This window comes from Streptomyces sp. ITFR-21 (assembly GCF_031844685.1).
GTDB lineage: Bacteria > Actinomycetota > Actinomycetes > Streptomycetales > Streptomycetaceae > Actinacidiphila.
The window spans coordinates 3032888-3059313 of record NZ_CP134605.1; the positions used below are offsets into that span (position 1 = coordinate 3032888).

Annotated in this window: 14 protein-coding genes and 2 pseudogenes; 6 read left to right on the plus strand and 10 right to left on the minus strand. The window is 65.7% G+C overall.

All coding sequences use genetic code 11. The features are described 5' to 3' along the window. Window positions 1-60: 60 nt before the first annotated feature. The 4 genes and pseudogenes from RLT57_RS13195 to RLT57_RS13210 form a co-directional block, all read right to left on the minus strand. The gene (locus tag RLT57_RS13195; RefSeq protein WP_311297581.1) at window positions 61-870 is read right to left on the minus strand and encodes a transposase family protein; all 810 of its coding nucleotides are present in this window, start codon (window positions 868-870) and stop codon (window positions 61-63) included. 114 nt (window positions 871-984) lie between these two features. Beyond that, window positions 985-2334, minus strand: a complete 1350-nt coding sequence (locus RLT57_RS13200; protein ID WP_311297582.1) for a helicase-associated domain-containing protein — start codon at window positions 2332-2334, stop codon at window positions 985-987. A 39-nt stretch (window positions 2335-2373) separates the two neighbouring features. Next, window positions 2374-2610: a hypothetical protein gene (locus RLT57_RS13205; protein ID WP_311297583.1), complete on the minus strand. Its 237-nt coding sequence runs from the start codon at window positions 2608-2610 to the stop codon at window positions 2374-2376. 290 nt (window positions 2611-2900) lie between these two features. Next, window positions 2901-3785 (minus strand): annotated as a pseudogene (locus RLT57_RS13210) (IS701 family transposase); the annotation flags it as partial. Between the two features lie 98 nt (window positions 3786-3883). Between RLT57_RS13210 and RLT57_RS13215 the strand changes: the two are divergent. The 3 genes from RLT57_RS13215 (at window position 3884) to RLT57_RS13225 (ending at window position 10960) form a co-directional block, all read left to right on the plus strand. Beyond that, window positions 3884-5245 (plus strand): IS701 family transposase, encoded by a 1362-nt coding sequence (locus tag RLT57_RS13215; protein ID WP_311297584.1) that lies wholly within the window; start codon window positions 3884-3886, stop codon window positions 5243-5245. A gap of 304 nt (window positions 5246-5549) precedes the next feature. Next, window positions 5550-10121: an AAA domain-containing protein gene (locus RLT57_RS13220; RefSeq protein ID WP_311297585.1), complete on the plus strand. Its 4572-nt coding sequence runs from the start codon at window positions 5550-5552 to the stop codon at window positions 10119-10121. Further along, complete coding sequence (locus RLT57_RS13225; RefSeq protein ID WP_311297586.1) at window positions 10118-10960, plus strand: hypothetical protein; 843 nt, start codon at window positions 10118-10120, stop codon at window positions 10958-10960. Before RLT57_RS13220 ends, RLT57_RS13225 begins: the two co-directional genes overlap by 4 nt. A 102-nt stretch (window positions 10961-11062) precedes the next feature. On the opposite strand, the gene RLT57_RS13230 is transcribed toward RLT57_RS13225, so the two are convergent. Both RLT57_RS13230 and RLT57_RS13235 read right to left on the minus strand, forming a co-directional pair. Further along, window positions 11063-11260 (minus strand): integrase core domain-containing protein, encoded by a 198-nt coding sequence (locus RLT57_RS13230; protein WP_399128586.1) that lies wholly within the window; start codon window positions 11258-11260, stop codon window positions 11063-11065. Window positions 11261-11372: 112 nt separating this feature from the next. After that, window positions 11373-12341: pseudogene (locus RLT57_RS13235) on the minus strand (IS481 family transposase); the annotation flags it as partial. A gap of 566 nt (window positions 12342-12907) precedes the next feature. On the opposite strand from RLT57_RS13235, the gene RLT57_RS13240 reads away from it, so the two are divergent. Then, window positions 12908-14296 carry an IS1380 family transposase gene (locus RLT57_RS13240; protein WP_311297587.1) on the plus strand — a complete coding sequence of 463 codons (1389 nt, stop codon included), beginning with the start codon at window positions 12908-12910 and terminating at the stop codon, window positions 14294-14296. 475 nt (window positions 14297-14771) lie between these two features. Here RLT57_RS13240 and RLT57_RS13245 read toward each other — a convergent pair whose 3' ends face one another. Continuing rightward, window positions 14772-15200, minus strand: coding sequence for a restriction endonuclease (locus RLT57_RS13245; RefSeq protein ID WP_311300700.1), 429 nt, complete (start codon window positions 15198-15200; stop codon window positions 14772-14774). Window positions 15201-15965: 765 nt separating this feature from the next. Here RLT57_RS13245 and RLT57_RS13250 point away from each other — a divergent pair. Then, entirely contained in the window at window positions 15966-20753 is a 4788-nt protein-coding gene (locus RLT57_RS13250) for a DEAD/DEAH box helicase (protein WP_311297588.1), read from the plus strand. Window positions 20754-20814: 61 nt separating this feature from the next. Here the strand turns inward: RLT57_RS13250 and RLT57_RS13255 are convergent, their stop codons facing one another. From RLT57_RS13255 to RLT57_RS13265, 3 genes are all read right to left on the minus strand, one after another. Then, window positions 20815-21303 carry a hypothetical protein gene (locus tag RLT57_RS13255; protein WP_311297589.1) on the minus strand — a complete coding sequence of 163 codons (489 nt, stop codon included), beginning with the start codon at window positions 21301-21303 and terminating at the stop codon, window positions 20815-20817. 689 nt (window positions 21304-21992) lie between these two features. Next, entirely contained in the window at window positions 21993-23369 is a 1377-nt protein-coding gene (locus tag RLT57_RS13260; RefSeq protein ID WP_311297409.1) for an IS1380 family transposase, read from the minus strand. 182 nt (window positions 23370-23551) lie between these two features. Then, window positions 23552-23857, minus strand: a complete 306-nt coding sequence (locus RLT57_RS13265) for an SAVED domain-containing protein (RefSeq protein WP_311297590.1) — start codon at window positions 23855-23857, stop codon at window positions 23552-23554. 470 nt (window positions 23858-24327) lie between these two features. Between RLT57_RS13265 and RLT57_RS13270 the strand changes: the two genes are divergently transcribed. Then, window positions 24328-26349: a SpoIIE family protein phosphatase gene (locus tag RLT57_RS13270; protein WP_311297591.1), complete on the plus strand. Its 2022-nt coding sequence runs from the start codon at window positions 24328-24330 to the stop codon at window positions 26347-26349. The last annotated feature ends 77 nt before the right edge of the window (window positions 26350-26426 follow it).

A 26426-nucleotide genomic window follows, 5' to 3' on the forward strand; every position in this document is an offset into this window, starting at 1 on the left:
ACTGGTGTGAATCAGCCGAAAGAAGCTGTTGCCCGGACAGTGAAGTTTTCTCAGCGAAGATCATTTCCAGATTTCGTTGAGGACGAGTGCGGCGCGGGTGATGTCGCCGATCCGGCGTGGGCTGAGGGTGACGTGTTTGAGAGCGCGCCAGTGTTTTTTGAGTTCGGCGGCGGCGCGTTCGCCGAGTGCGCGGAGGTCTCTGATGAGGGTGTTCGTGGTTCGGGTGTCGGCGTGGAGGGCCTGCTCGGACTGGCTTTTCGGTCGGCGGACCGGCACGTGGATGCCGATGCCGGCGCCGGTGTGGCCCTTGTCTGCCGGGGTCGGCAGCCCGTGGGCGGCGGCCTTGTAGAGGGCGGGCAGTGCGTGGATGCGGGCGGCGGTGATGTCGGGGGTGGAGCCGGGTTCGACGTCGGAGACCCATAAGGGGGTTCCGTCCGGGGCGGACAGGAACTGCACGTTGCCGCCGAACGCTTTGTGTTTCCGGCTGAACCACAAGTCGTTGCCGTTGTCGCGGACGCCCGCGAGGCGGTCGGACTCGATGAGGGTGCCGTCGAGGATCACGTGCGTCATGCCTTCGCGTCGGCAGCGGTTGAGGACCTGGTGCAGGGCGGGGGCTTGGTCGGCGAGGACGCCGATGCCCTCGTGGAGGTGGCGGTAGCCGGTGGCCTGGGAGACTCCGGCGTCCTGTGCCGGGCAGTGCACGCAGGCTTGCTGGCGGAACCAGCGCAGGACGGGCACGGCCTGACGGAACGGACCGAGCGCCCGGCTGCCGCGCGGGGTGCCGATGCGGCGACGGTGGGCGGCCAGTAGCCGGGACAGGTGGTCCACGACGTAGCGCGGGACGTCGAGCGTGGCAACATAGGTGACCAACGTGAAGCCTCTGGTGGTTCGGACAAGATCTTGTGGTGAGACCTGTCCTACCAGGGGCTTTACGTCTGCCCACGGCCGGTATGGGTTCGTCCGATCCGCCCACAGGCGCGCGGTTCACGACGTTTCGCGAAGATCATTTCGCTGCGAAAACCTCAGTGGGTAGCCCAGAGCCAGGACGGCCTTGCGGAACGCCGACAGGCGGTCGGGGGAGACCGCGAGGTGGCGTTCGCCGATTCGGGTACACAGCGCGCGCAGGCGGCGGTCGCTGATGATGAGGACCGCCAGTGCCTCGTCTGCGCACTCAATGAGATGGGTCTGCCCTGTGTCGCGGATTCGGCCGGTGCGGCGGCCGGTGTCGTCGAGCAGGGTGGTGACGGTCTGGGGCAGGGGACGCGAGGTGGCTCGGTTCAGGTAGCCACAGAGTTCGTCGAGGGTGTGCCCGCCATTGAGGGCATGGATGAGGGATGCGGTGGTCAGAGTCCAAACGCGGTCGGATGTCCGGTCGGCGAAGCCGTCCAGGAGGACTGTTTCGGCGGAGGGCAGTCCATCGAGGGCGACGATGTCGAAGTTCGCCGGGACAGTGACCTTGCCCGTCGGGACGGCCGGCGCTGGTATCGACGCGGGTGCGTAGTCGCCGGTGCGATCGACGGCGTAGGCGCCAAGCGCGTTGAGGCGGGTTGCGGTCAGGCCGTCGTAGCGGCTGAGCCGGTCGAGGTCGTCGCCGCCCCAGTTGTCGCGGTAGTCGTCGCGGGCGCCCGCCGGGGGGACGTACTCGATGCCGATGAGGCCGAGCGTGGCGGCGTACTCGAAGAGCACCGCCAGAGTGTACCGGCCCTGGAGGAGGGACCAGCCGTGGTAACCGTCGTAGCCGAGACTGCCGTATTCGGGATCCCGCAGATACAGCTTCCACAGGGCGCGTTCGCTGCGGTGGACGACGGGATTGAGTCCGGCCGTGCGCATCTGCGTGAACAGGCCGTCGACGGAGGTCCATGCGTCGGGTGTGAGGCTGGCCAGCGCCTGACCGACGATCTTGCGGCGCGCTTTGGCCGCGGTCAGGACGTTCGCCGCGCGCTGGCCCTTGATCTCCTCTACGCGGGAGAACTCGTCCAGGAGGCTGTTGTTCAGCCAGCGCTGCCAGAGCTGGGCGACGGTCAGGTGCGGCGGCCTGGTCAGTGCGGCCCGGCCGCGCGCGGTCGGCGCGAGTCGGCCGCCGGTGAGCTCTGCGAGACCGCCTGCCTGGAGCAGCATCGGCCAGGCGAAGGCGGAGATCGCTTCGTCCGGGTAGAAGTCACCGCCGGCCAGGACGTCACCGATCACAGCGACAGTGGCGGCACCGGGGCGGCGGGTCTTTTCGCTGCACCGCAACTTCCCTGCCGCGCACAGGCGCAGCACGGCGAGGAGATTGGATTGCGCCTCGTGCTCGGTGCACCGGACCGTTGGTTCCTCAACCTGCCCCTGCGCCACTGCATCTGTCCCCGCGTCTTGTTCCGCTTCGGCCCGCTCCTACAGATGGGCGATGTAATGGTAGTTGCCCTTGCCTCGGGTGCGCTCCAGGGTCTGGACCACTTTGCGCGGGTCATCGTAGGGGCCGGAGATGTCGAATGGTTTGCCGTCTTTGCCGAAGCCGATGGCAGTCCGGTCGCCGGGCGCTGCGCCCAGGTGCACAGCAGCGTCTGCGAGGTCACCGGCCGGATCGAAACCGAGGCTGTGTGCGTATGCGACCGCGTCGTGCACGATCACCTATGCCTGTTCGACGTCAATCCGCAGTGGTGCGTGGTGGAAAGCCGAGTAGTACATCGGTACGTACGTGGCCAGGGATCCGGACCCATCACCTCGGGGCCGGTGACGTTCTTGACCCCTAGTACTACAGGGCTAGATCTGGATCATCTGGAGCCGTAGCCGCCTTCGGAAATGGTGCCGCCGTGCTTCCGCCTGATGCGCACGTCGCCAGATTGACCAGCGGAGTCCCTGGTTGATGGCGGTGCGAGTCGAGCCGATCAGGTTGAACAGCCGCCGGACCTCGGCGATGGTCAGGCGCGCGAGCCGCTGTGTTCGCGGCTCGCGGTCACCGCCCAGGCCTGAAGAGCCCACTTTTGTGGAGTTCGGGCCATCGCGGCCAAGAACGCCAGTGCCACCATGGCCATGGTGATATGGTGATACCAGGCGTTGTATGTGCGTACCTGGTAGTTTTCCAGCCCGGCCTGCTGCTTTGCCGCGTCGAAACACTCCTCGACCGGCCAGCGCAGTCCGATGACAGCCACCAGTTCCGACAGCGGTTCCCAGCGCGGGTTGTAGCAGTGGAAGTAGGCGGTCGCTCCGTCCGCGATACTGCGGCGGACGACATACTGGCGCCCGTCCCGTCCGGCGATCACGGCCCAGTCGTAGGTACGGAATCCTTTCGCACCGATCCCGCAGGCATGCCGGGAGAAGTGCGCCGGCCGTAGGTGTGATGCCAGGCTGTCCAGCCGGGTCGGAGTGCCGGGGTTGGTGGTGATGCCCGCGGTGTTCACGTCGGTGGATTTTGGGACGGCCATACAGTAGGCAATGCCCGCTGCTTCAAGGTGCTCACGCAGGATTCTGTTCTGGCCGAACTCCTCGTCCGCGGTGAACCACGAGAACGGCACCCCGGCCGCGACAGCGCGCTCGATCATGGCCTGCGCCTGCTGCGGACGGGTACGGAAGGCCACCTCGTCCGGGATCCCGGCCTCCCGGCGGCGTTCGGGATCGGCAGCCCGGGAATCGTTGGGCAGGTAGAGTTCCCTGTCGATCAGCACCCGGTCGCCACGGCGGTTGGCGTAGGCCAGAAACGTCCCGGTCTGACAATTGTCGATACGCCCGAGAGTGCCGGAATACTGCCGCTGGACCCCGGCGGATCTGGTGCCCTTCTTCGCGAATCCGGTGGGGTCGACGATCAGTCACGGCGGCTGTGGTTCCGGCCGGTAGGGCTTCGTAGCTGGTCAGCGGGCCGGGGTGGCTGCGGGCATGGGTACGGCCACCGTGATCATGAACGTTTGTGACGACGTATCAAGAGCAGGTGGCCGTGGAGGCCACGATAGCCGAGCGGGAGTGGACGGCTGCGCTTGGGGCGGTGACCGGCCGGATCACGGACTGTTTCGGACGCCGTGAACCCCGCGCTCCGGCCCGGGAGATGTGCGAGGCGATGCTGATGGAGCAGGACACCCGTAACTGCTGGACTCTGGCCGAGGCACTCGGACACTCCGGCACCCACCGGCTGCAGCACTTCCTGTCCCGCGCGGGCGTCGACCACGACACCGCCCGAGACCGGATCGCGATGTGGACCGCCGGCGAACTCGCCGACGGCCAGGCGGTGCTGGTGGTGGACGAGACCGGCGACGAGAAGTCCTCGGCCGACTGCGTCGGGGCGGCCAGGCAGTACTCCGGAGCCCTGGGCGGGATCGGTTTGTGCCAAGTCGCCGTCCACCTCACCTACGCCACCGCCCGTGGACACGCCCCGATCGACCGCGCCCTCTGCCTCGGGGCGGACTGGGCCGCCGACGAAGAACGCCGTCTGCTGACCGGCGTTCCGGACGACATCGAGTTCGCCACCAAGCCACAACTGGCCGCCGCTATGCTCCAGCGCGTCCGTGCCCTGGGCATACCGGCCCGGTGGCTGGCCGGCGACGAGGTCTACGGAGGCCTTGAACTTCGCCGCACCGCGCAAACGCTCGGCTTCGACTACGTCTTGGCCGTCCGCGCCGACCACCGCGTGGACACCGCCGTCGGCCGCCTGACCGTGACCGAACTCGCCGCCCGCGTCCCGAAACGGAACTGGATGCGCATGCGCACCGGCCACAGCCCCAAGGGCGATCGCCACTACGACTGGGCCATGCTCGACATCCGCAGCAACGACACGCCCGACGGCCGCGACACCCCCGGCGGCCAGGATGCCGGGCACTCCGTCGTGCTGGTCCGCCGCCACCGCTACACCCGCGAACTGTCCTTCTACCGCTGCCACTCCGTCGCCCCCGTCGCCCTGGCGAGTCTCGTGGATGTGGTGTGCCGCAGGCGGCGGGTCGAGAAGGACTTCCAGCTCGCCAAGGGAGTAGCCGGCCTGGACCAGGGCCAGACGACCAGCTGGAACTCCTGGATGCGCTGGACCCTGATCAGCATGCCCGCCACCGCCGTCCTCGCCGTCACTCACGCCCGCACCACCATCGCGGCACCCCCGGGCCACCGGCTCATCCCGCCCAGCGTCCGCGAGATCCTGCGGTTGCTGCGGATCACCGCTCTGCCCAGCCCCCGACGCGACCGCGAGCACGTCCTGCACTGGTCTGCCTGGCGCCGCCACCACCAGCACCAGGCCGCCGAAGCCCACCGCCGCTGGAACAACATCACCGCCGCAGCAACCGCTTGACCAGCAACGATGACCCACCGATCAAGGAACTACAGCTGCCGTGACTGACAGCATCCGACAAATGACCTGGATCATGAGGCTGTGTCGTCACCACAGCCATAGTTTTCCACCACTCCATGATCCAGATCTAACCCTGTAGTACTAGCCGTCGCAGCGGGCACCTGGCGGTAACAGCACCGCAGTTGCCATACCGCACATATCAAGCCACTCAAGAGTGCCGAAATAGCCATTTTCTTCCCTCGTGCAGTGCTGTCCGCGCTGCTATCCCATCCTGGAACGTTCGTCACCAACCGAGGGGAGAACGGTGGACGTTCGAAAGCGGCACGCAGGTGACCCGGAGGTCATCGCGGCTGCGACAGGCCTGGTAAATTTTCTTCGCGAGGTGGTACAGAACAGCACGCAGCAGATTCGTGATGACCGGGTCCGGTCCCGCGAGCATTTGTGGTTGGCGCAGCTCCCGGAAGGCGTACGCCGGCCGACAGATCGGCAGGATGGGCTGTTGGTCACCCTCGATCACGTGCCGAGGGCAGTTCCACCGCCCCTGCCGGAAGTTCTGGAGGGCTGGGTGGCGCCGGACCGGGTCGAGCTCGCGGACGGTGGAGATCCGCCGCTGGCGGAAGAGGGCCCGGGGAAGAAGCGGGAAAGCGACGCGGATGGTCGTACGTGGTGGGAGGAACGCACGGTCCAGCGCGAAGACGCGGCCGAGGTCTTACGTGCTTACGGCTCCTGGCTGCAGCGATGGCGGCGATGGGCACATCGGGAACGGGCAGACCGTACCCTGCGCGACCAGTACGAGTTCCTCTACCGTTGGCATCAGCTGCTCTCCCAGCAGGATGACCAGCAAGAGCTGGTACTCGCTGTCGGGTTGCTGACCTGGAAGGACCCGAATGGTGAATCGGTCCACCGGCATTTGCTGACCCGCCGTGTGGAAACGGCGGTTGAGCGCCGCACAGCACGGCTGACTGTGCGTCTCGCCTCGGAGAGCTCTCTTCGGGTTGAGGATCGGGACTTCCTGGACAGCGATGACGGTTGGGATCCCGAGAGGTCGACCGCTGTTGCCGAAGACCTGGAGGCCCGCTCGCCGCATCCGCTGAGTGACGTGGTGCTTGAACAGTTGCCGCAGTGGCAGGAGCGGGCGCTGTCGCGGCCGACAGCGTTCAGTGCGGAGTGGGTACCGCCGGGTGAGCCGGAAGCGGCGGCACAACTGACGTATGCGCCTGCGTTGATCCTGCGTCCCCGGGATCGCAACGCGCTGCTTCGCTGCTACGAGCAGATCGCCGCCAGCGTGGCAACGGAAGAACACGCCCCCCTCGGGCTGGCGCAGTTGGTGCTGACGCTGGACGCCGAAGAGCGCGCACAGTGGACCAGTGATGAGAAGCCGCCACTGTTCGGCGACGACCCGCTCTTCCCTTTGAAGACCAACGCGCAGCAGCGTGACGTCCTTCGACGTCTTGAGCGGGATACCGGTGTGGTGGTGCAGGGGCCGCCCGGCACTGGCAAGACCCACACGATCGCCAACCTCGTCTCGGCACTACTTGCGCAAGGACAGCGAGTCCTAGTTACGAGTGCCCGCGATCAGCCGTTGACAGTCCTGCGGGACAAACTTCCGCCTTCTGTTCGTGACCTGTGCGTTCTGCTGCTGAGTTCCACGCGCCAGGACGGCACCAGCGAACTGGAACGCACCATCAACGCCTTGACGGACCAAGTAGCTGCCAGCGACATCGGAAGCCTGCGTGGGGAGATCGATATCCTGTCCACGCAGCGCGACGGTGTGCGTGCACGGATCGCCACCCTGACGGGCGAAGTAATCGAACTACGTGAGGCTGAGACCCGTCACCATGAAGGTGTAGCGCCCGGCTATGAAGGCACTCTGGCGGCCATCGTGCAGCGTGTGCAGGACAGAGAGCCCCAATACGGGTGGATGGGAACTCTGCCCGATGGTTCCGGTGTCACCCCGCCCCTGTCTTCGGTGCAGGCCGAGGAACTGCTTACTTTGCTACGTGAAGAGCTGGGGCAGATCCGGGCGGGCGGCGCTCTGCCCGTGCCAGACGAGTTGCCGTCCGCACACGAGGTCGCCGAGACCCTGGCCGCCTCCAGACTGACAGGCGACGGGCTGTCCAGGGAAGTCGTAACCACCAGGGATGTTCTGGCTGGTCTGGACGTCTCTGTCACCGATCAACTGACAAAAGCGTTGAGCGAGTGCCGAACCGCGCTGCACAATCTTGGCGTACCTGCGGCACCGGCGCAGTGGGGCAGCGGGCTCTGGATCACACAAGCGCTAGAGGACAGACTGGCCCGTCGCAATGTGCTGCTGTGGCAGCGCGTGGCCGCCGGCGCGTCGGAACTCGCATCTGTCAGGCGCGGCGTCGACAGTCTGGGATTGAGAGATGTCTCACTCCCCGATGGTCTCTCCAAGGACGGCGCAGGACAGATGGTCAGGTCGGGCAGCGCCCTGAGAAATCATTTGGCAGGCGGCCGAAAACTCCGTACCCGGTTGCTCTCCAGGGTCCAGAAGGAGGCTCAGGAACTACTGGACAGCTGCACAGTCGATGGGCGGCCTCCGACAACTCCGGAAGAACTTGACGCGGTCCTCGCGCACCTGCAGGCACACACTGTCATCACGACCGTGGCTGGACGTTGGGAACAGGTCGGCGCGTCGCTACCCGATGGCCCTATCGAAGTGGGCTTGGCAGTACTCGCCGAGCGCTATGAGCAGTTGGCGCAGATCGACACGTTCGGGACTTCGCGAGAGCAGATGGACAAACTCCTCGTCAGCGAGGGAGTACATATCGCCCTGACCTCCCGCGATAGCTGGCAGCACTTCGCCGACGCGGTGACCGCCCTCGACGGACGGCGTACGGCCGACGAAGCAATGGCCCGGCTCTCGGCCTGGGAGGAACGGCTACGCACGCCCGTGGAGGGCACGCACCCTGCTTCCGAGGCGCTGGCAGTGGCTCAAGCCATCCGCGAGGGGGATGTTGAACGGTATGCTAAAGAGTTCGATGGTCTGGCCTCGGCGTATGACCGCGAGCACCGCACGCGGCGGTGCTCCGAGCTGCTGGATGTTCTACGGAGCGCGCACCCGGTCCTGGCCGCACTCCTGGCTGAGCACTATGGCGAACCGGAATGGGATTCACGGCTGGGCGAATTCGGTGAGGCGTGGGCCTGGGCGCGGGCGGCTTCTTTCGTGCGACGACGGCGTACTCCCGGTCTGGAGCAGCGGATTGAGGGGGAGCTGGTCGAACAGGAGGAGCGGCTGGAGCGGCTGACTGGTGACCTCGCCGGATTGATGGGGCGTTTGCACTGCCTTGAGCGCATGACCCAGGCCCAGCGGTCCAGCCTACAGGCGTACCGCTCCCACATGTCCTCGTACGGGAAGGGGAAGGGCCGGCATGCCGGTATGTTCAAAGCGGCGGCGCGCGAGGCGATGCAAAAAGCCATGGAGGCGGTGCCGGCGTGGGTCACGCCGATCGGCCAAGTAGCCGAGATGGTCCAAGCCAAGCGTGACGCGTTTGACGTGGTTATCGTCGATGAAGCCAGTCAGGCCGGGATGGACGCCCTCTTTTTGCTGTGGCTGGCACCGCGCGTCATCGTGGTCGGCGACGACAAGCAATGCGCGCCGTCGTTGTCCGGCATGGGGCGCACTCAGGCCATCCAGGACCGGCTCACGGCGCATCTGCCGGAAGTTCCGCTCTCGCTGCGTCAGCTGTACACCCCGCACACCAATCTGTACCAGTTGCTATCCACCTTCTTCCCAGAGGTCATCCGGCTCGGAGAACACTTCCGGTGCATGCCTGAGATCATCGCCTGGTCGTCGAAGACCTTTTACGACGACAAGCTCGTACCGCTGCGCCAGTTCGGTGGGGAGCGTCTTCAACCACTGCTGACGCACTTCGTCGAGGGAGCTGTGACCGAGGGTCGCGAGGGCCGTCTCCGCAACCCCAAGGAGGCGGAAGCGATCGTGGACTGCTTGGCGGAGATGGTCAAGGACCCGGCCTACCGGGACAAGAGCATGGGCGTGATCGTCCTTCAAGGACAGGGACAGATCAGACTTCTCGACGACCTCATCAAGCAGCGGCTCCCTGCGACGGTGCGCGAGCGCCACGCGATCCGTGTCGGCAACCCCGCCTCGTTCCAAGGTGACGAGCGGCACGTAATCATGCTGTCGATGGTGGTCACCGAACCGGCCCGTATCACCGGAGGCCAGCGCAGTGAGCGGCAGGCGTATAACGTCGCCGCCAGCCGCGCGCAGGACCAGATGCGCCTCTTCTACTCCGTCCATCGCGGTCATCTCAAATCGGGTGACCTGCGACTCAACCTTCTGACGTACATGGAGAATCCTCCAGAGGCATTGGCCGCTGACAACAGGATCGGGCCCGTGGCGGCCGACGTGCTGACCGCTCCTTTTGACTCACTCTTCGAGCAGCAGGTGTATCTGCGTCTGAAAGAGCGGGGTTACTACGTCATCCCGCAATTCCCCGCCGGTGAGAAACGCATCGACTTGGTGGTCATTGGGCCACGCGGACGGCTGGCCGTGGAATGTGACGGGGACTACTACCACTCGACGCCAGAGCAGATCCGGCGGGATCAGCAACGTGAACGTGAACTGCAACGTGCCGGGTGGAAATTCTGGAGGGTCCGAGAAAGCGAGTTCCGCTTCGATACGGACGCCGCACTGGCCGGCCTCTGGGAAGAGCTGGAACGGCAGGGGATCCACCCAGCGGACTACGCGCGTCCGCAGAACTCACGTCCACAGGGCGGTGCATGGGTATCACTTGATCTCTCCGCGGACGACATCCTGGAGGACGATGCTGAGGAGCAGGTCAACGCCGACAGCGCCCCCGACGCACTCGACACCCCGGAAGGCGAGGAATGAGCCAGCAGCCGGTCCGACCCGTAATAGAGCTCGACGCCAACACCCTGGAGGAGATCGCTCGCGTCATCTGCGGTGACCATCTTTACTACCGTCAGGGCTGGGAGATCGCCAAATTCCTGAAGCATGCCGGCTGGGCGGAAGTGCCTGACTTCGACGGTGCATACCGCCGTGAATGGACCCTCGCCCGCCTCACTGAACGACGCGAGGACCCCTCGGAGCTGGAGAAGGTGCTGCTGCGTCTCGCAGATCCGCTGGAGTACCTGGATGAACCGAAGCAACTGCCAGGGGTGATTGCAGCCGTCAACGCGTTCCTCGTATATGAAGGCTTCCGTCTGGACAGCCCCGGCGGACGGCCTCGCCTTGTTGCCTGTGATCCAGCCCTAGCATATCCAGGCCAACATGCACCGGCGGAGTTCAAGGCCGTAATGGCCGACATCATCAAAGACCCAGGGACGGCGGACCTTCTCCAGCGCCGCCTTGACGAGGCCCAGACGTGTTACGCCAACGGCGCTCATGTCGCGGCGATCATCATGCTGGGCAGCCTGCTGGAGGGGGCCCTCGTGCAGGTGATCCAAGAACGTGACCGCTTTGTCCTTGGATCCACCACGCCGGACAAGGCAACGCTTGATGTGCTCATCAAGGTGTGTCACCGGGCCGGCTGGATCGGAGCTGATATCGAGCGCTTCTGCCATGAACTGCGCAAATACCGCAACTACGTCCATCCGCGGGCAGAGATCAGGGAGGCCCACACGCCTGACCGAGACACCCTGAACGTCTCATGGCAGGTTGTCAGTGCAGTCCTCAACGACTTGGCCACGACCCAACCCGAACGGCCCTGACCGGCGGTCTCCGCTCTCGGCACCAGCCTGCTCGCTGCCGGGAGCGGGGCGCAGGAAAGTGAGGGGCCTCGCTCTTTCCGGACAATGGTCTGACAGTTTATTTCACGCGGCTATACGAAACTCCATGTATGCGGCGTGAACTTCTCGCGGTGGGCGGTATCCGACAGCCGAGTGCAGGCGTTTGTGATTGTACCAGAGTTCGATGTATCGAGTGATGTCCCGTCGGGCGTCCTCTCGGGTCGGGTAAATCACGCGAAAAACCCGCTCGTTCTTCAGATCGCCGTAGAATGATTCCGCCATCGCGTTATCCCAGCAGACGAGCCTTGCCGCTGAAGGGCTGCTGGAGCGGCAGCATCTGCAGGAGTGGGTGATCGGCAACCCGCAGGTACTCGGGGACACGGTGCTGGTGATTGTACTGCCCCGTGAGGTTGGGGACGCGGCTGGCGGGTGGTTGGCCTTTGAGCGCGGTGTGTCCGCGGTGGTGTTTGTAGGTGTGGAGCCACTGCGGGTATGCCTCGCGTCGTTCGGCTTCGCTGCGGTAGAGCTTTGCGTAGGCCCATTCGTCCAGCAGGGTGCGGTTGAACCGCTCGACCTTCCCGTTGGTCTGGGGCCGGTAGGGGCGGGTGCGCTTGTGTGCGATGCCCTGCGCTGCAAGGGTGTTGCGCCACAGGTGTGACGTGTAGCAGGCGCCGTTGTCGGTCAGTACCCGCTGGACGGTGATCCCGGCTGCGGTGAAGTAGGCGTGGGCCCGTTGCCAGAACCCGACGGCGGTCTCCTTCTTCTCGTCGGTGAGGATCTCGCTGTAGGCGAGGCGGGAGTGGTCGGCGACGGCGTTGTGCAGGAAGCTCATGCCGGCCTTGGCCCGGTTCTTGCGGCCCGCCTGCCGGCCCAGGAGCCTGTGGCCGCCTCCGTCGGGGATGCTGCCGGGTTTCTTGATGTCGATGTGCACCAGGTCGCCGGGGGTGGCGTGTTCGTAGCGGCGGATCACCCGGTCGGTGGCGCGGTCCAGGTGGGCCAGAGGGGCGAGACCGAAGCGGGTCAGGACGCGGTGCACGGTGGCCGGGTTCAGTCGCAGCAGGTAGGCGATGCGGGCCGGCCCCCACCGGCGCAGGACGCGGACTGTGATGATCCGCCGCTCGGTCCGGGTCGGTGTCCGGCGCGGGCTGTGGTGCGGGCGTGAGGACCGGTCGGACATCCCGGCTTCGCCCATCTCCCGGTAGCGGGCTGCCCACCGCTGGGCCGTGGTGGGCGAGACCTGGAAGCGCTCGGCAGCACGCCGCGGCGACCAGCCGTCGTCCACGACGCAGCGGGCCAGACGCAGACGACCGGTCTCGGTCAGGGGTGCATTACGGTGGGCATGAGGGCCTTCTGATCGTTCCATGTCGATGTCGCAATCCACACCGAACCCGGAAGGCCCTCACTCATTCAAGATCCCCAAGCCGTGGGATCCGTCACCAACCTCCGTGGACAGAACACCTAGGAAGCCAGGTCAGCGGTACCCGCAAGGACTGGACCGACCTGCACACCCTGCTGGCCGCCATACCCAAAAGCCGATGGACCGCCTACGGCGACATCGCCGCAGCCATGGAAAGCCATCCAGTGCCGATAGGCACCCACCTGGCGTCGTGCCCCCAGTGCCCGGCCCCCTGGCGCGTACTCACCGCTGCGGGAAAAGTCAGCACCGGATTCCGCTGGTCCGACCCGCAGCGGACGGAAACACCCGAGGACATCCTGCTTGCCGACGGAGTCCCGATACGCGACGGCACCGCGGCCCCCGCGGCACGCATGTCAGGACCGGAACTGCAAGCACTCCTGGACAGCTGAACCCGGATCCACCGGCTTGATGCTGGTGGATGGTTCACCCAGAAACGAAGAAGTGCCTTGCGACCTGCGATGATGGGGTTTGTCTAGGACCACATCAGGCACGATCGACAAGGCACTTCCGAGATGCAGTCTTCCCATGCCGCGGCGGCAGTCTCATCCGCGTTCGATGATCCGAACCTGATCGCGTACGGCGGGCTGGAGCCGGTGGTGCGGCTGGCCGAGCGGTGCGGTCTGCCCAAGCTGGCCGGCGAGCACGTCCGGCTGCCCGATTCGAAGGACGGCACCGGCGCCTTCCCAGCGGCGAAACTGATGTCGCTGGTGGGCGGCATGGCCGCGGGCGCCGACAGCATCGACGACATGGACCGGCTGCGGCACGGCGCCATGGGCCGCCTGTTCTCCGGAGTGCGGGCCCCGTCTACGCTGGGGTCGTTCCTGCGCTCCTTCACCCACGGGCATGTGAAGCAACCGCACGCCGTGGCCCGCCGGTTCCTGCACGAACTGGCCCGTCACACCCCGCTGTTGCCCGGCGCGGACCAGGCCGCCTACGTGGACATCGACGACACCGTCCGCCGCACCCACGGCTACGCCAAACAGGGCGCCGGATACGGATACAGCAAGGTCAAGGGCCTGAATGCACTGCTCGGCGTCGTCTCCACACCCCTGTCCGCCCCCGTGACCGCCGCCACCAGGCTGCGCAAGGGCCCCTCGAACTCCGCGCGCGGGGCGGCAGCGTTCGTCGCTGAGACCATCCGCACCGCACGCGCCTGCGGCGCCAGCGGCCTGCTGGTGCTGCGGGCGGACTCCGCGTTCTACGGCGCCGACGTTGTCAACGCCTGCCGGGCCCTGGGTGCCCGCTTCTCCATCACCATGCGGATGAACGCCTCCGTAAAAGCCACCATCGCCCGCATCGACGAGGACGCCTGGACACCGATCAAATATCCCCAAGCGGTCTGGGACGAGGAGGGCCAGTGCCCGATCTCCGACGCCGAGATAGCCGAGATCCGCTACACCGCTTTCACTTCCAAGCCGAAGAAACAGCAGGTTACCGCCCGACTGATCACGCGCCGCGTCAAGCGCCTGAGCGCCGGTACCGTCCCCGCCGGGCAGGGCACGCTCTTCGATACCCGGCGCTACCACGCCGCGTTCACCGACTCCCCGCTCGCCTTGAGGGATGCCGAGCGTGATCACCGCCGGCACGCTGTCGTCGAGCAGGTGATCGCCGATGTCAAGAACAGCGGCTTCGCCCACGCGCCGTCCGGTCATTTCCAGGCCAATGCCGCGTGGCTCGCCCTGGCGGCCCTGGCACACAACCTGACCCGCGCCGCTGGCGCCCTGGCCTCCGCGTTCCATGCCAGGGCGACCACCGCCACCATCCGTGATCGCCTGATCAACGTGCCCGCCCGCCTGGCCCGCTCCGCCCGCCGCTTCACCCTGCACCTGCCTGAGCGCTGGCCCTGGAGCGAGGACTTCACCCAGCTGTTCAGCACGGTGCATGCACCACCGGCCCTCTGACGCTCCCTGACCGACCTGCCCGAAAGGGCCCGAGACCTGTGGACAGAGTGGAAGAGCTGGGCAGACCAGCGGCCACCCCATGCCCGAATCCGCAACTCAGCCCCAACACGGCCGGCACGACCCCGAAACGATCAACCGGGAATCAAGCCGGTGGATCCGGGATGAACCGCCCTCGAAGTAGCGCGGCGAGGTCGTACTTCCGGTCTCGCGGCCTCTGCTTTACTTCTTGCGCTTGGTCGCCTTCTTGCGGGGAGCTGCCTGCCGACGCTTCGCCGCTTCGTAGGCCGACCATTCACCCTGGTGTTCTGCGCACCGCGAAGTGCCCTTCACCGCGAGTTTCCGGCATCGGCCGCCGGCCTTGGTGAGCGCTCCGCATCGGGGCTGCGTCGTAGCCATGATCGCCTCTCCTCCAACGTGCGCAGAAAGACCGTAAATCCGCGAGGAGTCCCCGGACGCGGTCCAGGTTCCGCATACGTCACTTCCCGTACGCCTGTTTCCAGCGCGAGCGGTGCCGTGAATCGCCTTGGCCAACACCGTTGACTTCCACAGGGGACATTAGGGAAGCACCATTGTTCCACAGACCAAGGTGGTCGCGGTGGATGGCGAAAATTCCGTTCTGTACAGCGAAGCCCTCACCCTGTGCGCTGAAAAGGGTGGTCGTGACGAAGACGGCCAGGTCGGCGCCGAAATGAGTTTTGGCTCCGGGCAGATCACGTAGATCGCGGGCAGGGATGGTGCTGCTGGGGGCATAGCGCTTGCACTGGACGACAACCGTCCTGCCATCCGGCAGGAGTCCACGCACATCGGCGCCATTGTCGCCCGACCCACCTACACGTCGAATCTCGGTACATCCATCGCGGCGGCAGAGCGAGGCTACGAACTCTTCGAACTCAGTGCCAGACATCTTGTCCACCTGTGCGAGTGTCCGATGCCCAGCCTGGACCGCATCCTGGCGCCGCCAGCGCAGGTCCGCCCTGCGATGGACCTGGCCGGTACGCCACAACCACCAGCCTCCTGCGCTGAAACCTCCAAGCAGCACCGCCGCCGGGAGGTAAGGCCAGACAGATGACCAGAGCGCTGCCAAGACCAGCAACAGGACGGCTCCACCAGCGAAAAGTCCACGTCGACGAATTTCCCGTCGTCTACGTGCCGCCGAGCGACGCCTCTTCTCGCCCACAGACCCCCTCCCGCCCCTGCTCAGCAGTGTGGACGCGGGATGCGCCTTCGCGAAAGAGCGCCTTGCATACTTGGCTGGATCGCTTCCCGGGCAGGCACCTCTGGACCACTGCCGAAGCTGGCGTCTTCCTTGTCCCATCGGAGCCGGGGCAAATCAGCTTTTTCGATCGCCGTGCTCAGAGGCTAAACCAGGCCACGCAGTCGGTCGATTGTTCGATTTCTGCGAATCCACGAATGCAATGGAACGCAAAACGGTAACGAAGCATCAGATCAGCCGCTCAGAGCACCCGCCATGTGATCGCATCCGAGCACTAAAACAAACCGGCGACACGCCGGAACAACGAGGCAATCATGCCCCGATCTAGGCGTCTCGCATATATCCACATGAGTGAAAGAAGTGCCGCAAGTGCCTGCTTCCTTACACGAGGTCCTCGACTCCATCCGCGCCAGCTCGACGTCGAACCGGGAGCGGGGGACGGAGTTCGAGGAGCTCATGGTCAAGTACCTGAGCACCGACCCCCAGTGGACTCGCCAGTTCTCGCACGTCTGGATGTTCGCCGACTGGGTGGGGGCCCAGACCGACAAGCGGGACGTGGGTATCGACCTGGTTGCGCAGGATCGGGAGACCGGCGGGCTCTGCGCCATACAGTGCAAGTTCTACGAGCCTCAGCACCAGGTGCAGAAGGCCGACCTGGACTCCTTCTTCACTGCCTCCGGCAAGGGCGGCTTCACCCGCCGCCTGATCATATCGACAACGGACAGGTGGGGCCGGAACGCCGAGACGGCCTTGGACGACCAGCAGATCCCCGTGACGCGGCTCGGGCTGGCCGACATAGAGGCGAGTCCGGTCGAGTGGCAACTACCCGCCGCCCGTGATCGAATCAAGGCGACCCTTCGCAGGCAGAAGAGGCTGCTGCCCCACCAACAGCGAGCCGTCGAAGCCGTCTTCGAGGGCTTCGCCTCGCAGGCCCGCGGCAAGATGATCATGGCCTGCGGGACGGGCAAGACCTTCACCAGCCTGAAGGTTGCCGAGCGGCTGCAGCAGGAACGTGCCAAGCGGGGTGAAGGGGAGCACACCCGGGTCCTGTTCCTCGTACCGTCCATCGCGTTGTTGAGCCAGTCACTCAGGGAGTGGAGTTACGAGGCAGAGACCCCCCTACGCGCCTTTGCCGTCTGCTCGGACGCCAAGGTCGGCAAGCACCAGCCGCTGGAAGGAGACGACCAGGACCTACCTACCCACGATCTGGCGTTACCGGCTTCCACTGACGCGGGTCAATTGGTCCGGCGGCTCGAGATTGCAGGCGAGGAGCCTGGGCTCACCGTTGTCTTCTCCACCTACCAGTCGCTCTCGGCAGTTGCGGAGGCACAGCGTCAGGGTGTGCCCGGCTTCGACCTGGTGCTGTGTGACGAGGCCCACCGTACGACCGGTGTCACCCTGGCTGGCCACGACGAATCGGATTTCGTCCGCGTCCACGACAACAGCTTTCTTGTCGCGGATCGCCGCCTGTACATGACAGCCACGCCTCGGATCTACAACGAGGACACCAAAGCGACCGCGAACAAAGCGGATGCCGCCGTCGCTTCGATGGACGACGAAGACACGTTCGGTCCGGAGTTCCACCGTCTGGGCTTCGGGCAGGCCGTGGAGCAGGGCCTCCTTACCGACTACAAGGTGCTCATCCTCACCGTCGACGAGGGCGTCGTTGCAGAGACGATCCAGCGAAGCCTGGCCAACGGCGGCTCCGAGCTGAATGTCGACGACGCCGCAAAGATCATCGGGTGCTGGAACGCCCTGGCCAAGCGGCGCGGCACCTTCGCCGACGGATCGGGCTTCGCAGACGAAGATGCCCCGATGAGGCGAGCTGTCGCTTTCGCCCGCAGCATCGCGGACTCCAAATGGATCGCCGAGAAGTTTCAGGACATCGTCGATGCCTATGACGGTGCCGACGACGACGTGCTGCGCTGCGAAGTCGACCACGTGGACGGCACCTTCAACGCCCTGCGACGCAATCAGCTCCTTGGCTGGCTCAAACAAGATCCCGGCCCGGGCACAGCCCGCGTCCTCTCCAATGCCCGTTGTCTGTCCGAGGGCATCGATGTCCCCAACTTGGACGCGGTGCTCTTCCTGCACCCGCGCAACTCCGTCGTGGACGTGGTGCAATCCGTCGGACGGGTAATGCGGCGCGCGGACGGCAAGGACTACGGCTACATCATCCTGCCTGTCACGGTGCCGGCCGGAATGGCGCCCGAGAAAGCACTTGCCGACAACCGGCGTTTCAAGACGGTCTGGCAGGTCCTCCAAGCCCTGCGCGCTCACGACGACCGGTTCAACGCAACCGTCAACCAGATCGAGCTCAACAAGAAGCGGCCCGACAATAAGATCGGCATCGGCAGCGTCGGCCCCTACGACGAGACGATCGGCGACCGCGACGCCTCCAGCAATGCCGACACTGCGGACGACGCGAAGCGTCGGCAGGCGGAAAGCGCCCAAGGGATACAGGATGCCCTTTTCTCCGTCGCCGACTGGCGCGAGGCGATCTACGCCCGAATCGTCGACAAGGTCGGCGAGCGTCACTACTGGGAGGACTGGGCCAGGGACATCGCCAGCATCGCCAACCGGCACGTAACCCGTATCAAGGCCGTCTTGGCGTTGCCGGAGAAGCGGGCGGCTTTCGAGGAATTCATCGGCGAACTCCGGGCGAACATCAACCCGGGTGTCACCGAAGCCGTCGCCATCGACATGCTGTCCCAGCACCTCGTCACGAAGCCGGTATTCGACGCTCTCTTCAAAGACTATGGCTTCGCGGAACGCAACCCGGTCTCTCGGGCCATGCAGCGCATCATCGACGTCTTGGACGACCAGGGCATGGGTGCCGAGACCAAAACGCTGGAAAACTTCTACCACTCGGTCCGCGTCCGAGCCGAGGGCCTCGACAATCACGAGGGCCGCCAGCGAGTGATCATGGAACTGTACGACAAGTTCTTCAAGACCGCCCTCCCCAAGACCGCCGACGCGCTCGGTATCGTCTACACTCCCATCGAGGTTGTCGACTTCATCATCCGCTCCACCGAACAGGCCATCAACAAGCACTTCGGGCGGTCGCTCTCCGATGAGGGAGTCCACGTCATCGACCCCTTCGCAGGCACCGGCACCTTCCCGGTACGAATTATCCAATCCGGCCTTATCCGCCCGGAGGCCCTGCGGCGTAAGTACGCAAGCGAGCTCCACGCCAACGAGGTTGTTCTTCTCGCCTACTACATAGCCGCGATTAATATCGAGGCCGCGTTCCACGACATCGTCGGCGTCGATTACCAGCCTTTCGAAGGCATCGTTCTCACCGATACGTTCCAGCTCGCCGAGGGCATGGAGAAGCTCGACGGAATGGACGCCCTGGAAGGCAACAGCGAGCGCGCGAAGAAACAACAGAAGCAGGACATCACCGTTGTCGTTGGCAACCCGCCGTATTCGGTGGGGCAGGACAACGCGAACGACGACAACCAGAACCTCAAGTACGAGGCGCTGGACGAGCGCATCCAACAGACTTATGCGGCCCTGTCCACGGCCACGAACAAGAACTCGCTCTACGACTCATACATTCGCGCCATCCGCTGGGCCTCCGACCGCATCAAGAACGAGGGCGTCGTCGCCTTCGTCTCCAACGGTGGTTACATCGACGGCAACACGGCAGACGGCCTACGCAAGTCACTCACCAGTGAATTCGACACGATCTACTGCTACAATCTGCGCGGCAACCAGCGAACGGCTGGCGAACAGTCCAAAAAGGAAGGCGGAAAGATCTTCGGATCTGGCAGCCGAAACACCGTCGCCATCCTGGTCCTCGTCAAGGGCGGAGAGCGGGCCGATCCAACTGCCAGCTGCGCTCTGTACTACCGAGACATCGGCAACTACCTCAGCCGAGACGATAAGCTCCGCATTCTCACCACACAGGACCTCAAGTCGGTCGAGTGGGAGCAACTCCTCCCGAACGTCGACGGCGATTGGATAAATCAGCGGGACGAGCGGTACAAGGAATTCAGGCTGCTGGGAGACAAGGCTTCAAAGAGTGACTACGCTGCAATTTTTGGGGTCTACTCCCCAGGGCTTCAGACCAACCGGGATTCTTGGGTTTACAGCTACTCCGAGCGGAAACTCGGTGAAAAAGTAGAGTCGCTGATCGACTTCTACAATTCGCAGCGCACCGGCTTCAGCGCACATTGCAAAACGGTCGGTGTTGTGAACTCGAGGCCAGCCGATGCAGAGAAGTACATCGACCGCGACCCCAGGCGAATCAGTTGGTCGTCGAGCCTGATCTCCAAGCTGGCCCAGGGAAAGAATATAACGTACGACGCGGGTCGCGTAGTTATAGGCATGTACCGACCCTTTAGCCGGCAGGCGGTCTACTTCGACCGGGACTTGAATCACCGCCCGGGTAAACTACCGCTGATGTTCCCGACTCCGGATCACGAGAACCTCGGATTCTACGTGACCGGCATGGGGTCGGACAAGCCCTTCTCGGTGCACGCAGTCGACCATCTTCCGGACCTGGCATACTGGGGTTCCAGTAATGGGCAGTTCTTCTCCCGCTACGCCTACCGTGAACTGGGCGGCATCGACGATCTCTTTGCCGCCGCAGGCGAAGAGGCCGGTTTTGAGCGTGTAGACAACATCACCGACGCCGCGCTGCAGGACTACCGAGAAACGTACGATGACCCGGAGATCACCAAGGACGATCTTTTCTTCTACTGCTACGGGCTGCTCCATTCCCTCGACTACCGCACTGCTTTCGCCGCTGACCTGAAGAAGTCCCTGCCCCGCATACCCAAAGCGCGCGACTTCAGGGCCTTCACCCAAGCCGGTCGCAGGCTCGCCGACCTGCACGTCAACTACGAGCAAGCCGAGCCGTACGCAGGTATCGTCGAGACCGTCACCGGGACCGCCTCCAGCATCCCGCAGCGTGAGCTGTACCGAGTCTCGAAGATGAAGATCCCTAAGGTGAAGGGGCGGCAAGATCGTTCGACGATCATCTACAACCACCGCGTAACCCTAACCAACATCCCGGAAGAGGTGTACCGCTACCAGCTCGGCGCCCGCTCCGCGATTGAATGGGTCATCGATCGGTACCAGATCAGGGCTGACAAGACATCAGAAATCACCAACGACCCCAACGACTGGTCCGACGATCCGCGCTACATCATCGACCTCGTCAAGCGGGTTGCGACGGTGAGCGTAAACACGGTGAAAATTGTCGACTCTCTGCCGGCATTGGACATCCTGGAGTAGCGAAGCCGCTCGGCTAAAACGCCGCGGTCAATCTAGGTACCGCCAGGCAGTAGTGACTTTCTCATGCCTGGCGGTACTTGTCGACCACCACAGGGTAGGGACGGAGTAGCGGTGCGACGGTGACGCGGAGCAACTTCGCATCGGTCACAGGGAGCTTGAGAACAGCCCTCCGCATGCGTACGCTCCATGCGCTCGGGTCGGGAAAGACCTCTAGCTGTGGGACAAGATCGCTAAGCACGAGTCCGCCACGCCAATCGGCCAAGGCATGGATATCCAGGGTGCACCCCTCAGGGAAGATGCGTTCACCGAGATGCATTGGTTCCGGCAGAATCTGAACTGGACTCGCGACAGTCGCGCAGCCCATCAGACGCCCGCGGTCACGAGTGGGGTTACTGAAACACCCACGAGTGGTATACAGAAGGACTTCGTCGCCCTCTTTGACTGATTGAGCGAGTCTGGAGCGGCCGGCAGGAAAAGCCATCCTCTGCTCCGTCACCACCCAGCTTAATGCATCGCGGTTGCTGATGATCATGAGGTGTGTCTCGGGCATGTTGACGACGATACTGGTCTCGGGAGCCCCGTCGGCTTGCCCGATCGGATCCACTGCACGAAGCGATGGCGCGCAGGGACGTTGGCCAAGGGCTTTGAAGCATCTGGTGCTGACACCGCCGGTCAGCCTGAAGGCAACGAAGCTCGTAGACACCCTGCAGTGCCTGGACCACTGGCGCAGGAGCTCGACCCAGCCCCGCCGCAGCCGAGTCCTGGTTGCAGTTCTGGTTGCATCGGTCCCGTCCGGCGCTGTCCGAAGCCCTTGCCATTACCAGCTCCGCCCCAGGTCAGAATGCCTCTGCTCCCCGACGTACGGCCCCGTGGCCCGTTGGAAAGCGTGTTGGGGGCAGCGCCTCACGAGTTCGATTCTCGTATCCTCCGCAGGCCAGAGGGCCCGCAGCGTTCACCGGTGCGGGCCCACTGCGCTTCTGGTCTCAGTCTCCTCTTCCGGATCGGATCGCAGACTCACGTGAGTCGGTGGCCCGGAGGCGGCACCCGCCTTGCCAGCGCCTTCGCAAATCCTGGCTAACCTTGATCTTTCGTGACGTTCCATCGGTTCTCTCGGTGGGCCGTTTCGGCTGTTCGGGCTGGTGGCAGCCAGGCTGATGGCCCGGCTGTCGCGTCGGGTGGGCGCCGGGTTCCACGGCTCCGGTCGGGGTGATCCTGGTCGCGGGGACGGGAACGTGCTGCTCAGCCGGGGTTCGGGAGGGCTTCGAGCCGTGCCAGGGCGTCGGTTATCACGTCGGTCCAGGGCCAGTGGCGGGCGAACCGCAGATAGCGTCGGCGGGCGGTCGTGACGAGCTGGGCGGCGGCGGAGAAGAGGCGGAACCGGAGACGGCGGGGTTCCCACCTGCGGGTTTCGCCGGTCAGAGCGAGCATCGGCATCCACGCGAGGAGGTCGAGGGCGAGCTGGACGATCTCCAGCCATATCTGGTTCTGGGCGGTGCCGTGCAGGGGCAGGTTGCGCAGGCCGGTGGCCCGCGCGGCCCGGATGCGGTCCTCGGCCCGTGCCCGCTGGCGGTGTCGCAGCTCCAGTGCCGCGATCGGCATAGCGGTGGTGTTGGTGGCGAAGCAGGTCAGCCGCAGTCCGTCGGCGTCGGTGATTCTCAACTGGGCACCGGGATGGGGCCGTTCCTTACGGATGATCAGCCGCGTTCCCTTCGGCCAGCTCTTGAGGCAGTCGCCGGACAGTTCTGCGACCCAGGCGCCGTCGCGGATCTCGCCGCCGGGCTCGATCGCTGCCGTCCAGGCCGTGGCGGGAACCTTGAGGACGGCCTGGTGGATCTGCTCGGTGATGGTCATGCCGACCGAGTACGACAGCCACCGGCCGCGCTGGGCGAGCCAGGCGACGAACTCGTGGGTACCGCCTGCGGAGTCGGTACGGATCAGCGTCCGGCGTCCACGGCGGTAATTGTTCGGCAGCTGCGCCAAGGCGAGCTGGGCGGTGGTGATGTGGTCGGCGGCGGTGTTGCTGCCCGCGTTGCCCGGCCTGAGCAGGCCGGCCACCGGCTCCCCGGACCCGCCGGCGCCGTGGTCGACGAAGGCCATCAGGGGGTGGTGTCCGAAGGTCTTCTTCCAGGTCGCCGTGGCGTCCTGCTTCTCGGAGTGGGCCAGCACGAGTACCCCGTCCAGGTCCACGATCACCTGCCCCGCGGCATCCGGCGCTGCAGTGCCGGCCAGCTTCCACACGCGCTCGCGCACGCCGGCCCGAGCGGCCCTGATCGCGGACAGGGCCTTCGGCCCGGCTGCGGCGAGGGTGTCGATGAGCCGGGAGACCGTGGGGTCTGACGCCACCGGCCCGAACACGCCGGGCTCGGCCCGCAGCATCCCGACATCCGCGAGGCAGTCCCCGCCCAACGCGACCGCGAGGGCCACGTCCAGGAAAATTTTGCCCGGGTCGTGCACCGCCCGCGGCCGTCGCCACGAGGCAAGCGCCGCCGATATCGCGGTGTCCAGCCCGGTCTTGCGGATCGTCTCGACCAGCAGCACGGCCCCGGCCTGGGACACCATCCCACGGCCACCGCCCTCGATACGGACACGTGGATAGGACCCGATACGCTTCTTCACCTGAGAAGTGCCTCCGGCAGTGGCAGGAACAAGGACCTCGACAATCCTCATTCTTGCTGGTCAGAGGCACTTTTCGCTTACCTGCCCACCCGTCGGACAGCCCACTTCATGAAAGCGCGAGGCTAACCCGAAGAGGACCACCGGTATGCGCAACCCGGAGCTCTTGGGGCCGCTGCCCTCGGTCATGCCTCGATGGTGAACGCCCGCTCGTAGAACGATTCTGTTGCGACGTCCTCGTACACCGTGGTGGGGCGGACCCGGTTCCATCGGTGGCCCAGCATAACGGTCAGTGCCATCGGTCCGGCCAGGAAGAGGTGGACCCTGGGTGCGGTGCGGCTGGCGCGCCGGACTGCGTCGCGGATGCCGACGGCCAGCGCGTTGGCGGTGGCCTGGTCCGGGACGGCGCTGTCCTTCACCCCGGCCGGCGGGCGCAGGACCAGGAGGTCGGCTACGGGGATCCAGGCGCACCGCGGCGTCCGCGAGATCACCGGCCGACTGAAAACCGCGGCTGTGTGCGTACGCGACCGCGTCGTGCACGATCACCTGTGGCTGTTCGACGTCAATCCGCGGGTGCCTGGTTGAGACCGAGCGGTACATCATTACGTACCTGGCCAGGAATCCGGACCCCATCGCCTCGGGGCCGGTGACGTTCCGGACGCCCAGGCAGTACACATCCACCAAAAACCCGACGACAGTGAACGGGCGAGCGCCCCCGCAGCACGCTGTGGAACGCTCACGGTGAGCGGCGGCGGAACAACTTTTTCGGGATGCCGACTGGGCCGGGCTCTCCGTCGGCGCCCAGGCGTGCGGGCGGGGCCATGCGGATGCCGTCCGCGCCCTCCTCCGCGGTGCCGCGCGCCGCTGTCGTCACCGTGCCGCGTGTGGCGGAAGTGCCGGAAGCGCGCGGGCGCGGGATGATGAAATGGTGGATGGAGGCGACAGGACCCCGACAGTACGAGTGTTCGACATCGGAAGTCTGACCGGCTCGCTGGTCGGCGCGGGGCTGGTCACGGGCGACAGTCTGCGCTTGACGGAGAGCAATTCCTTCCTGCGCGATGTGCTCGGTGGATGGGGCATCGGACAGCGGGCTGATGACGTTCTGACCGGGGACCGGTTGCGTCCGCTGCTGGACGCTTTGGTCGAGGTCGCCCGGGGCGGTGCTCCGAGCCGGGTTGTCGTGGCCGTCGACGAGCCCGCCGGGCAGGGGGCAGCCAGGCGGTACGCCGTGGTGAACTGTTCGGCGACCAGGTCGCGCCACGGGCCTGCCGTACTGCTGCTGGCCAGCGAGTTCCGCGGACCGATCGGGGTGACCGACCCGGACGGCGTCTCCGCGACCCGGGACAGGACACTGCGGCGCTACGAGGCCCTGCTGTCCGCCATCCCGCAGGTGGTGTGGTCCATGTCCCTCGACGGCGAGGTGGACATCCTCGTAGGCAACAAGGGCGATCTGGGCGACTTCCAGCGGCGGGAGTCCACCGCCGAGGCGTGGATGGAAGCGGTGCATCCCAAGGACCGTGTCTGGTTCGCGCCGCAGTGGCAGGCCAGCGCCGATGGCCGCGCCATCCTCAACGCGGTGATCCGGGTCCGCCAGGGACCGCAGCCCAACCAGTACTGGCACGTCAACATCGTCGCCGTTCCGGTCATGCACGACGGCCGGGTCACGGAGTGGATCGGAACCGCTACGGACGCCGAGACACGGTGGCGCTCAGGCATGCGTGAACACCTGCTGTCCCGCATGGTGGCGCTTCCCGCCGCCGGGGACCTGCGGACGGCCCTCGCCACGGCAGCATCCTCAGTGGTGCCGGAGCTGGTGGACGTCTTCGTCGTCTTCCAGATCCAGCAGGCCGACCGGATCGGCTTCGATCCGCGGAACAGCGCACCGCTGTCGGTCACACGGGCGGGTATGGCACTGGCGGAGGGCCTGCCGCCGTCCCCGATCCCCGACGAAAATTTCCGCCTGGGTCCGCTGGCGCTCCGGACGATCGAGGACCAGCAGGCGCAGCGCCTGGTCTTCGCTCCCGGCCGCCCGCCGGAGGGCGAACTGTCCGATGGGGCGTACGCCTGGTTCTGCCAGACACAGGCCACCGGGCTGACCATGATGCCCGTAGTGATCGACGGCCGCACCGTCGCCCTTGCGGGAGCCGCCAATTGCAGGGGCAACCCGCCCCCGAGCGACGCGGACACAGCGCTGCTCGGGGAGGTCCTCAACGAACTGCGCGAGCCACTGCGCCGCACGTCCGAACTCGAGACCGCGCGCCGCACCGCTCTGACGCTCCAGCGGTCGTTCCTCACCGACCTCCCTTCCGTCGAGGGGGTGGAGATGGCGGCTGTCTACCAGCCCGCGAACACCGCGGCGGAGGTCGGCGGGGACTGGTACGACGTCACGCAGTTGCCGGCCGGGTCGATCGCCCTGACCATCGGCGACGTCGCCGGCCACGACCTTCGCGCCGCCACCATGATGGGCCGGGTGAACAGCATGCTCCGGGGCATCGCCTACGACGGCGCCATCGGCCCCGCCCAGGCGATGGACCGCCTCGACCGCGCGCTCGACAGCCTCCACACCCACACGCTGATCACAGCGGTCCACGGCGTCGCCACCCGCGAACATGACCACGACCACGACGGGTGGTGCCTCACCTTTTGCAACGCGGGCCACCCCCCGCTCCTGATCGTCCCCGCCCACGCGCCAGCCCGTTACCTCCGCGCCGGGGACGGACCGGACCCGCCCCTGGGCGTCTCCTTCACCGAGCCGCGACGCGAGGAGCACTGCCGGCTCTCGTCCGGCGATGTACTGATCCTTTATACGGACGGCCTGGTCGAAGAACCCACCGCCGACATCACCGACCGCCTCGCCACCCTCCTCGCGCTCGCCGACGCCGCACGCGACGCCGCCACCCCCGACGAGATCCTTACCCGCCTCCTCCAGCACGTCCATACCCCCACAGATGACGTCGCCGTCCTCGCCCTCCGCATCCGGTGAACCCGAGTCCGCACCACGACGACCCACCCCGCCGTGAGGGGTGGCGAGGCAGGCCCTCGCCAGCCCTGGCCCCGGCC